Raw genomic sequence first — 11,168 nt, forward strand, 5'->3', positions numbered from 1 at the left:
ATCATGAATTACTAAAAATGTTTCCCCGACAGGCTCCTAGGGTTTCTCCCGAAATTTTTATGGGGTTGATTACAAATCAATTGCCCCCCGATGTACGGAGAGTTGTTTTTCAAATAGGCGATTTTAGTTACGACGCCTATGAACGCAAAGACAATCCCGATGATGTGAGTGACCCTCTTCGATGGGAGCGTGTGAGCCTTGTCCCCCATTCAGTTCTTGAAAATTTTTTCCCTTCCAACGCCTTTCCCCGAACTCGAGGTGGGACCTTCCTAAGTCGGTTAGAAATGACGAATCCTTTTTACACTGAAAAAGATGACACTTTGGTTATTCGTGTTGTTGTTTTCCCAACAGGCGACGGCCTTGAGTTTGCAAACTTGGAAGCGGTACTCCGTCAATGGAATTTAATGCCTGAACTCTCACACTTTTCAAAATTGGTGATTGCGGATGCAAAGACGCTCGAGCCTTTCATGAGCTTTGAACGCAAAAGCGATCGCTGGGTTCCTGTTGAAATCAATCCATCACCTGAATTTGGGCACACAACCAGAGTCAAAGAAGTCCCTGTAGATACCCCAAAACCAAAGCCTGCACTCACCACGGCAGATGATGAAAAATTAGAGTTTGAGGAAATCGATATGGCAAGTCCATCTCCTTCACTCAAACATGATGAGCTCAATTTCTTGGGCATGCCTGTACAGCAATTTATGCAATTGATCCAAGGCTCTCAGAGAAATGAAATCTTGGAAGCTGTGAGGGCTCAAATGCTTGCACTGGCTCAAAGGGGGCAAGGTGTTGACTTGTCTTCACAACCATTCCCCTTTGTTCAAAGGGGTCTCACCTGCTCGGTTTTGGTCTATCTTAATGGGGTGCTTTTTCTAAGAGGCCCTCATGCTACAGCTGGCTTGGAACATTGTGTGGATCAGATCATGCGCGATAAGGGAGATGACCCCTACAATATTTTTAAGACAAGGGATGTTTTAAGAAACGCATCATGGCCAGTGATAGGTTATGACAACACCGCCTACAATCCTGTGGATTTGGTGCAACGACTTTTTAGTGGAGATGCCTTCATCATTTTCAACATAGAATCCCGATGGCATTGCGTGGCATTCATCCCACTGACAAATCCCACCGCCGAACACTTTGTAGCCAGTGTATCAAGTTTGCCGGGTTGCAATGTGCAGTTTCCGAACTTGGTGAATATTCTGAACCTGGATGAATTTTTACAACTCGTGATTCAAACAAGATTAAAGATAGCAGAAAATCTGATGGTCATTTCACTTAAACCAAAGCACGATGTGAACGATTTTCAAGTTTCTTCTGATACAGAAAGTGCTCCCATTGCAGAAAAAATTGAAACACGTGTGCCAGAACCTGAAATGGAGCCCGAGTTTGAAGCGACCAACCGCTGGGCTCATGTTTTGGCCCATGCTCGATCAGTAATGGAGTTTTTAGATATTCAGTTTGGAGGAGAACTTCCTTTTGTCTGCTCTATTGCAGAAGTGCCGGTAACGGGTACCTATAGTCCTTCGCGTGGTGCGGCTAACTTGCCTTTTGAGACATTGAATATAACTCTGCCTGAAGGGTTTTTAACTTCTGACAATCTAAAATCGTTTCCTACGGCTCGATTATTGGAAATTTTTTCTTCTCCAAGTTTCCGAGCCCATTTTCCCCATATCCGCAGCGTGAATTTTAAAATTCAAGGAAAGGAAGATATTTTTGCCGATATGCGCGGGGATTCCAACCGGGATTTTATGAGATTTAGGCTGGAAGGATTAAGATCAAAAGATATCCCTTACTCTCACATAAGCGCGGCGCAAGCACGCTCCATGGATGATATGGCCAAGGAACAAGGAGGATTGCCACTAGGGGAAAACGATTCCCTTTGGCAGGGCTTTGTTTTGAATATGAATGACAGGACCATTGAATTGGCTTTAGCTCAAATGGTTCTACAAAGTTTGCGTTGGGAAAATGAACGAGGTGAAATTAGGCCTTTAAGCCTTAAAGATATTCAAATTCGATATCATCGCCGAACTAATCTGGCCCAGATCGTTTTAAGAAAACCAGAAGGAGAAAAATGGCGGCTTGCAGAAGATTGGGACCAAAGTTTCAATGAACTTTTTAGCACACTGTTTTGCACCGAAGTATACAATCCCATTCAGACGCTTGAATTCTATTCAAGCGACGGGGATTTGAGTGCCCAAGATAAATTTATAAGCCGATCTTCCTATGAAAGACAAGATGCCCGAGGTGAGGATGCCTTAACTCTTTTCCAAACATTAAAAAGCAAATCTTATGGGTTAAGCCCCAAGCATGATTTCAAGTTGCACCGTTTTGAAATAGTTGATGACGCTGACAGAGCTTCTTTGAAAAAGCAAATTGAAGCAAACGCTGTCATCTCCCAAATCGAACCTCTTCATAATTTTTCTTTATCAAATAGACGCCTGAATCGGGAAGTTATGATGCGATTGGATCGCTTGGCCCGGCACCTAAATAACGATGCCATCCAACATGCTTTTTCTGTCGTTGTTAGCGGAAATACATGTGAGGTGACTTTTGGGGATGCCATGGCCCAAGGTTTGACAAATGTTACCGATGATGATGTCACGCGTTTAATAAATCACACATTTAATCCACTTCCTCTCTTTGACACTTTGGAAATAATGACATTGTCAGAAAATGTTTTTCTTGAATTCAAGCAGGAACGCGGAAGGTATCGCTTGGTAAAGCGCAGCTCAACTTTTACTGAAAGTCCAAAAATAGCGAAAAATATAGAAGAACAACCCCGTAATGCAGAGGAAAAAAGAACCCCGTTTAGAATTCGAAGAGTAGATTCGAAAAGTATTCTGACAGGCGATCCTATTTTTGTTCATGCACGGGCAATAGGAGAAAAGACCGAAAGTAAGCAATCCACAATGAGACCGCCTCCAACTGGCCTTGCAAAATTTAGTCGGGCAAATTTTAGGGGAAGACCATTGGTTGGCTTTCGAGCGCCGCGGTCCTTTCCCATTTCCGGCCTCAATCGTTTTGGTGCGATGCGGGTGGGGAGATGATAGATTTTTTTCTTTGATGCGTGGGATGAATAAGTTTAGTTCGATGCGCTTAGGACGATAACGATTATTTCCTGATATTCTTTTCAGACCGGTTTTTCTTTTTTCTTGAGGGGAAATTAGCCCATATTTTCTCCACTTCCCAAATTTTAACCCATTTCGAAATGTAACGTCGATTTAAAGGCTGGATGTTTTCCATAATTGTCTGGATGTCGACTAAGTCTTGGGCTCGGTGGGCAATGAGTTTCAAGATAATCAGGTCTTCTGGAGAAGCTACTTTCATTGAATGATCTTCAAAAACAAATTTCTTGGCTCTCTTGATCACTTCTATCTGGTAATCTGTATTGGCCACCAATAAATCAATCGGGTATCGATTCCATTGATAACGAATCAAGTCCGGAACTTTTGGGTCGGAAATATAATGGATTTTCAAATCCGAAACTTCTTTAGTTTGAAGGAATTTTTCTTTGAGATGGGGCCAATGTTGGGGGCGGACGGCAATTTTAAAATCAATGTCTTTGGTGAATCGGCCCAAGCCATAAAATCCAAGGGCGAAACCCCCAATCAGACAAAAGTCGATTTTCTCCCTTTTGAAAAATCGGGTTAAATTTTTTAAGCTTTCACCCGCTTGCGGCGGTGTTTTTGAATTTTGAGCCATTTGGTGTAAAATTTTTCTGCAGAACTTTTAATGGAAATTTTTTTCCCCGTGGAAAGCATGAAAGAATATCCCGAATCGATGAATTGAACAAATTCTTGCGGTGTTTGGGGAAAAGCCGGGGGGAACTCTGTCAAGGCCTTTTGAAGGCCTTCCCAATATTTTTTACTGTTTTCCATTTTTTTAAGCTTAATTCATCGGAAACCCCAAGACAAGGCAAACCTGACGAAATCCTTGAACCTGCTTTCAAATCAGTTTACTCTTCGTGATTGATCCATGCTCACATACCTCTTTAAACGCATCCTTCTTTTTTTCCCCGTCCTTTTTGCCGTGGCGACCCTTGTATTTTTCCTTTTGCGCCTCATCCCCGGGGATCCGGTTGATTTTATTTTGGGGGAAAATGCCCTTCAAACAGAAAGGCAGGCATTGGTCTCACAGCAGCATTTTGATGATCCATTGCCCCAACAGTATTTTTATTTTTTAACCCAATTGGCCCAGGGCCGTTTGGGGAAATCCTATTTTTCAAGCCAGTCGGTTGAACAACTTATTTGGCAGCGCTATCCGGCCACGCTTTTTTTGGCGGGCACGGCCATTTTGTGGGCCTTGGTATTTGCCATCCCGTTGGGGGTTTTTTGCTCCATCAAAAAAGGAAAATTCATTGATCGCGTCATGGCTGTTTTTTCAGTGATGGGCATTTCGATTCCCACGTTTTATCTGGGGCCGCTCTTGGTTCTTCTTTTTGCCATCAAATTAGACTGGCTTCCTGTATCCGGGCGCGACCTTCCCGGTTCCTTTGTCCTTCCCAGCCTCACTTTGGGTTTGGCCATGGCGGCGCTTCTAACCCGCATGACGCGAGCTTCGATGATCGAAGTGCTCTCCCGGGATTATTTGCGCACGGCCAGGGCCAAGGGCTTAAGTGGGGGGATTGTGCTCATCAAACACGGCCTGCGTACGGCGCTACTTCCGGTTGTGGCCATTTTGGCGCTGCAATTGGGGACACTGCTTGCCGGTGCGGTCATTACGGAAAAAGTTTTTTCGTGGCCGGGGATTGGCAGTTTCATGTTGGAAGCCATTTCAAAGCGGGATTATGCCGTGGTGCAAGGGTGTATCATGGTCATTGCCATCACTTATGTGTTGGTGAATTTGTTGGCTGATTTATTGTACACAAAGCTTGATCCAAGGATCGAACTGAAATGAAAACTTTTCTAACGGTGATGATTGTTTTTTTGATCGTAACAGCTCTTTTGGGGCCGGTGCTTAGTTCTTATAATCCCCATGAAATAAAATTGGATTCCATTCTGCAAACACCATCTTCCCTGCACTGGCTGGGGACCGATGAAAATGGCCGTGATATTTTAAGCCGTGTCTTGTATGGGGCCCGTGTCTCGTTAAGCTTGAGTATTTTGGTGACAAGCATTTCTCTTGGCTTTGGTTTGATCGTCGGATTTTTCTGTGCGTTTTCAGGGAAAACGGTGGACAAGGTTTTTATTGTGGTCAGTGATATTTTTCAGGCTTTTCCGGGGACTCTCTTGGCCATTGCCGTGGCGGCTTTTATTCCCCCGGGGTTTTTAAATCTGCTTTGGCTCTTGTGCTTTGTGGGGTGGGTGGGGTATGCGCGTGTGGTGCGTTCCCAAGTTTTGTCTTTAAAGCAAAAAGAATTTGTGGAAGCCTCGCTCAGTTTGGGAGTAAAACGTCCTCGTCTGTTTTTTAAACATATTCTGCCCAATATTTTCGGCCCGGTGATGGTGCAAGCCTCTTTTGGCATGGCGGGGGTCATTTTAACCGAGTCGGGTTTGAGTTTTTTGGGGTTGGGTTTGCCGCCCTCTATTCCAAGTTGGGGCAAAATGCTCGATGCCGGAACAAGCCTTTTGCTTGTGGCCCCGCATGTGGCCTTGTTTCCGGGTTTGGCTGTCATGATTACCATCCTCACATTTAATTTGTGGGGAGATTATTTAAGGGACCGGTTTTCGTAATAGGGATGCAGGCTCACTTTGGTTCCTAAGGTGGTCCCTGAGCGGAGTCGAAGGGACGGTGCGCTTCGACCCCTCGACTCCGCTCGGGGACCAGCAAGTTATGACAAATATTTCCTCCCATTTCGTTGTTGGATTTGACGGCACCACCGTTGGGCCTGAAGTGAAAAAACTCATGCGCCGTTATCCGGTGGCAGGTTTTATTTTATTCAAACGGAATATTGAAAGCCCCAAACAGGTTTTAGAACTCATCACAAAACTTCAAAGATTGGCTTCCTTCCCCTTGTTTTTTGGCGTGGACCAGGAAGGTGGAAATGTTTTTCGTCTGGGGGAACCTTTCACCCAAGTCCCTCCCATGGCGGTGGTGGGTGAATTTTATAAAAAAACAAAAAATAAAAAACAGATTCGCCTATTGGGCCAAGTCATGGCTCGTGAGATGCGGTCTGTCGGATTTAATTGGGACTTTGCGCCGGTCGTTGATGTGCATTCAAATCCCTCCAATCCCATTATTGGGAAACGTTCATTCGGGCCAAACCCTATATTGGTCAGCGCTTGTGCCGAAAACTTTATGAAGGGGTTGCACGACGAGGGCATGATGAGCTGCCTGAAACATTTTCCCGGGCATGGGGCCACCTCGCTTGATTCTCACCTTGATCTGCCCGTTGTTGAAGATGCCGGCAGGCTTTTGTGGAAAAGGGATTTTCTGCCTTATCGCCGCCTCATTCCCAAAAACTGCGTTCCTTCCATCATGACCGCGCATGTGGTTTATCCTGAATTGGACCCCGTTTATTGCGCCACATTATCAAGCAATATTTTGGTCGACTTGTTGCGTGTCCGTTTGGGGTATACGGGTTTGGTGGTTTCAGATGACTTCTGGATGAAGGCCATTTCGGACCGCTATGGATTTATTGAAGCGGCCCATCATTTTTTCAGGGCTGAAGGAGATATTGCACTCATTTGCAAGGACACCGAAGCCCAAATCAAGACTCTGGAATCACTTGAAAAGCTTGCTGCGAAATCAGCTGAATTAAAAAAGAAATTGGTCAAATCGGCCAAACGTATCGAAAAAATCAAAAGAAAATATTTTAAAATCGGTTCCAGGCCTTTCTTAGATGTGATCGGATGTGCGGAACATCGGGTTGTGGTGGATGGTATTATTTGTAAGGGCAATTCATGAATTGTCCCTACGAGATTCCCTTGTTTGACAAAACCCTTGCCACTCCCTTTTAAGCCCCGCTAAGATGCCAACCTCATGTTAATTGAAGTCCCTAAAGTCAAAGAAGCCTTTCTCAAAAAAATTGAAAAAATTGTGGGGCCCCTGGGATATTCCTCAAAAAACCTGGACCGTCTCAATTACGCCCGTGATTCTTCGTTTAAAGCCACCATTCAGATGAAATATGCCAAGGTGGAACATTTTCCCGATGTCATTGCATGGCCCCGCAGCGTGGATGAAGTCCAAAAACTTGTTAAACTAGCCGTGGCTTTTAAGATGCCCGTGGTGCCCTTTGGCGCAGGCTCTGGCGTTTGTGGCGGTACCATTCCTGTGAAAGGAGGCATGATCATTGATGTAAAAAAAATGAACCGCCTGATTACCCTTGATACCGAAAACCTCGTGGTGGAAGCGGAAAGTGGCATCATGTCGATGGGGCTTGAGGATCAACTGGAGCGCAGGGGGTATACGCTGGGGCATTTTCCGTCATCCATTATTTGTGCAAGCCTGGGGGGATGTTTAGCCGCGCGGTCTGCCGGGCAGCTTTCATCGCGTTACGGGAAAATTGAAGACATGGTCTTAAACCTCGAAATGGTGACGGGTTCGGGTGAGGTTGTGTCCACACGGAATGTGAATAATTCATCGGGGTTTGATTTAAACCAGCTCTTTATCGGTTCTGAAGGAACTTTGGGTATTATTACCAAGGCCAGTCTTCGTATTTTCCCGCAGCCGCGCACGCGTGCTTTCAGAAGTGTTTCATTTAAAGACATGCCCACTTCCATTGAGGCCATTCGCCGTTTCATGCAATTGGGGGTTAAGCCTGCGGTGGTACGTTTGTATGACGAACTGGATACTCTTTTACTTGTTTCATCCAAAAGCACGGGAGGAAAAATCAGGGAACATGGATGGTCCGACAAAATTAAAGAGATGATCAAGTTTTCAGGACTAAAAGCCATGTTACATTCCCCCCGTCTTTTGAATGCCAGCGGGAAATTTTTTTCCAGGCAGTGTGCCGTTATTTTTATGTTTGAAGGGCACGAAGCCATTGTTCGTGAAGAAAAAGAAATGGTGATGGATTTGTGTTTGGAAATGGGCGCCCAAGATTTAGGGGAAAAACCGGCCAGGCACTGGTATGAAAATCGTTACCGGGTTTCCTACAATGCATCCCCGTTGTTTCATACGGGGCATTTCACCGACACGATTGAAGTAGCCGCCAGCTGGGACCGTGTGCCCCTTTTGTATGAAAAAATGGTGCAAGCCATCAGCCCCCATGCCATGATCATGGCCCATCTATCCCATGTTTATACCGATGGTGGGGCCCTTTATTTTACTTTTGTGGCTCCCTTAAGAGGGTTGAAGTCGGGTGAGAAAATGTATGATCTTATCTGGGAGAAGGCAATGAAGACCTGTCTTGGAGCAGGGGGCACTATCAGTCATCATCACGGAATTGGTCGTCTTAAAGCAAAATACATGACCGATGAATGGGGGGAGGGGTTGGCCCTTTATAAGGAATTGAAAAATTATTACGACCCCCATCATTTGATGAACCCGGGAAAGTTGATGTAGTTGATAAACGAACAGATAACCAACAAGTGGATCGTCATTCCCGCCACGTTATCCCGCAAAGCGGGATTCTGGAAGCGGGGAACCAGTACTGGACCCCGGCTAACAGAACCCCGCAACGCGGGGTCACGAGGGCCGGGGTGACGCTGGGGAAAAAGTCTTTTAAATACATGCAAATCTTTCACATGAATAAACAAAGCCAGCTCGTCAGTGTGGATCCTTCGATGACGGTTTTGGCCTATGAAGAACGGCTTGGGCAGGAAGGTTTTACGGGGGGATATTTTCCATCTTTGGGGTTGAATGTTTCCATGAATGAATGTTTGTTGGAACGTATCCCCAATTACTGGTTTTTAAAATTTGGAGGTATTGAAGAATTATGCGTGGGAGGTGAGGCGCATTCATTTCGCAATAAAAATTTTATCATGAAGACAGTCCCCCGTTCGGCAACGGGGGCCGATTTAAAACGTGTTGTTTTAGGAAGCCATGGGAATTTGGCCCATTTTAAAACTGTAGTTTTGCGTATTTTCCCCACTATTGATTATGAAACATGGGGATTTTTTTCAGTACAAAACCCCCACGAGGGCTTTGCATTTTTAAAAGAGCTTATGGGGCAGTTTGTTCGTCCATTATTTGCCTCTGTTGAAAAAATGGGGACCCTTAAAAAGGTTTTGGGAGAGGTTTTTTCAGATCAGGGGCCCTATGGTTTTTATCTGAAGTTGGCCGGCTTTGAGCGTTTGGTTTCGGCTGAAAAAGAAGTTGTCTCGGAAGTGTGCCGGGGAACCAAAATTTATTGGACGGACCATCCCGAAAGACGGGTAATATTAGACCAACATCTGATAACCCCCCAATCCTATGCTCGGTTGATTGATGGAATGAAAGATTTTTATCGGAATGATGTAAATACAGAAATTGTGGAAGAAGAAAAAAGGGTTTTGAAAGTGTTTGGTTGAATTTAGCGAATATTGAGAGGAACTGGTGCTTCGACTCCGCTCAGCAACCAGTAAGAGCTGGTCCCTGAGCGGAGTCGAAGGGACAGGCTCACTAAGGGTAAAAAAATTCATGCTCGAAGAATTTGCCACACTCATGGACTACTGCACTTATTGCCCCCGGCTTTGCCAGTCGGCTTGCCCGGTGCTGACCGTGGGTGGGAACGAGTCCCATTCTCCATGGGGGCTCATGCAAACGATGAATCTGCTTCGCAAGGGGGAAATTTCACTGGATAGTGAAGTGGCCGCCCTGAGTTACCAATGCCTTACGTGTAGGGCCTGCACAACCTTATGCGAACATTTAAATGTAATCCCACCTGTCCTGCACGAAGTTCGCAAAGAAGCTGCAAAAAAAGATCTGGCTCCGGCCGAGATCATGGGTTTTTTGGCCAAATTTCACAAACACGGCAACCCTTTTTCCAAAGATCTTTTAACCACTTTAAAACAAATTGTGCCGGCCAAATATTTTGAAGCAGGAAATCCCATCGTCTATCTGGCTTCATGCACAACCATTGCCAAGGCCCCTGAAGTGATCCGCGACACCTTCGAGCTTTTTGAAAAATTGGGCATTGATAACGTGGGCATTTACCCCGAAACCATGCAGTGCTGCGGTTTCCCCCTTATTTCAGCGGGCATGGAAGAAGAATTTGTGGATGTGGCCGAACTTAATTTTCATGCACTGAAGAAATTCAAAACCATCATTAGTGGTTCGCCAAGTTGTGTTTATACTCTGAAAGAAACCTATAAAGAATACGATTTCAACTTGCAGCCCAAAGTTGTCACCATTAATGAATTTTTAGAACCGCACCTAAAAAAGAACAAACTTGTTTTCAAAAAGAACAAGGCCAGGGAGGTCATGTTCCATGACCCTTGTTATCGTTCGCGATATCTGGGCGAAATTGAGCTCCCGCGCGAGCTTATGGGCATGGTCCATAAAGAACCCCTGAAGGAATTTTTTCATCACGGGGAAAAATCAGGGTGTTCCGGGCAGGGAGGATGTTTTTCGGTTGTTTCGCAGGATGTTTCTAACCAAATTGCAAAAGTCAGGCTTGATGAAGTTTATGAAAAAGGGGCGGATACCCTGGTGACCCAGTGCCCTTCTTGCATTCATAAATTCAGAAAAAATGATCACGGGCACTTGGCCGTGATGGATTTGGTCAGCTTTTTAAATTCAGCCATTCAAGGAGTGGCTCCCCACAAATGAAGATAAAGATTGTTGCCAATCCGGCTGCAGGCCGTGGCTTGCTTAAAAAAACATGGCCCCACATCGAGGGGCTTTTCAAAAAACATTGGCATGAGTTTAGCGTGGCCTTTACGACCCAACCGGGGGATGGTGTTTTCCTGACTCGCCAAGCATTACATGACGGGTATGATTTTATCATAGGGATTGGGGGGGACGGCAGTCTTAACGAATGTGTGAATGGTTTTTTTGAGAATGAGAAGCCAATCAATGCAGAGGCTTCTTTAGGCATTCTTCCTTATGGTCGGGGAAGCGATCTGGCGCGCAGCCTGCGGCTGTCACGTAATCCGGAAGAGGCCATCTTTCATCTGTGCGGGGATTATTTTAAAAAACTGGATGTAGGAAAAATCACTTGCCGTGACGGACAGGGGGAGAAAAAGATCCGTTACTTTTTAAACAATGCCTATGTGGGTTTAGGCGTTCATGTGGATTATTTCTCCCACCACGCTCCGCGCCTCATTGGTTCCACGGGGGCTTACATGTACGGTGTGCTCCGG

General features: G+C 45.4%; 8 protein-coding genes and 2 pseudogenes. 8 read left to right on the forward strand and 2 right to left on the reverse strand.

Annotation, left to right across the window (positions count from 1 at the left end; all coding sequences use genetic code 11):
• Positions 1–3,050, forward strand: a pseudogene (locus tag A2048_11035) (hypothetical protein).
• Positions 3,051–3,114: 64 nt separating this feature from the next.
• Here the strand turns inward: A2048_11035 and A2048_11040 are convergent.
• Both A2048_11040 and A2048_11045 read right to left on the reverse strand, forming a co-directional pair.
• Positions 3,115–3,705, reverse strand: a complete 591-nt coding sequence (locus A2048_11040; protein ID OGP07233.1) for a hypothetical protein — start codon at positions 3,703–3,705, stop codon at positions 3,115–3,117.
• Entirely contained in the window at positions 3,660–3,881 is a 222-nt protein-coding gene (locus A2048_11045) for a hypothetical protein (protein ID OGP07234.1), read from the reverse strand. Before A2048_11045 ends, A2048_11040 begins: the two co-directional genes overlap by 46 nt.
• A 97-nt stretch (positions 3,882–3,978) precedes the next feature.
• Here A2048_11045 and A2048_11050 point away from each other — a divergent pair, with 97 nt between their 5' ends.
• The 7 genes and pseudogenes from A2048_11050 (at position 3,979) to A2048_11080 (ending at position 11,168) form a co-directional block, all read left to right on the forward strand.
• On the forward strand, positions 3,979–4,899 hold the full coding sequence (locus A2048_11050) for a glutathione ABC transporter permease GsiC (GenBank protein ID OGP07235.1): 921 nt from the start codon (positions 3,979–3,981) through the stop codon (positions 4,897–4,899).
• Positions 4,896–5,675, forward strand: coding sequence for a hypothetical protein (locus A2048_11055; protein ID OGP07236.1), 780 nt, complete (start codon positions 4,896–4,898; stop codon positions 5,673–5,675). Before A2048_11050 ends, A2048_11055 begins: the two co-directional genes overlap by 4 nt.
• Positions 5,676–5,775: 100 nt before the next feature.
• Positions 5,776–6,849, forward strand: coding sequence for a hypothetical protein (locus A2048_11060; GenBank protein OGP07237.1), 1,074 nt, complete (start codon positions 5,776–5,778; stop codon positions 6,847–6,849).
• Positions 6,850–6,924: 75 nt separating this feature from the next.
• Complete coding sequence (locus tag A2048_11065; protein ID OGP07238.1) at positions 6,925–8,448, forward strand: hypothetical protein; 1,524 nt, start codon at positions 6,925–6,927, stop codon at positions 8,446–8,448.
• A 26-nt stretch (positions 8,449–8,474) separates the two neighbouring features.
• A complete protein-coding gene (locus tag A2048_11070) occupies positions 8,475–9,395 on the forward strand; it encodes a hypothetical protein (GenBank protein ID OGP07239.1) in 921 nt (306 codons plus the stop codon).
• 109 nt (positions 9,396–9,504) lie between these two features.
• Positions 9,505–10,635 (forward strand): hypothetical protein, encoded by a 1,131-nt coding sequence (locus A2048_11075; GenBank protein ID OGP07240.1) that lies wholly within the window; start codon positions 9,505–9,507, stop codon positions 10,633–10,635.
• Positions 10,632–11,168: pseudogene (locus tag A2048_11080) on the forward strand (hypothetical protein). The gene A2048_11075 and the pseudogene A2048_11080 overlap by 4 nt, the downstream one beginning before the upstream one ends.

It is taken from the genome of Deltaproteobacteria bacterium GWA2_45_12 (assembly GCA_001797365.1).
Taxonomy (GTDB): Bacteria; UBA10199; UBA10199; order UBA10199; family UBA10199; genus UBA10199.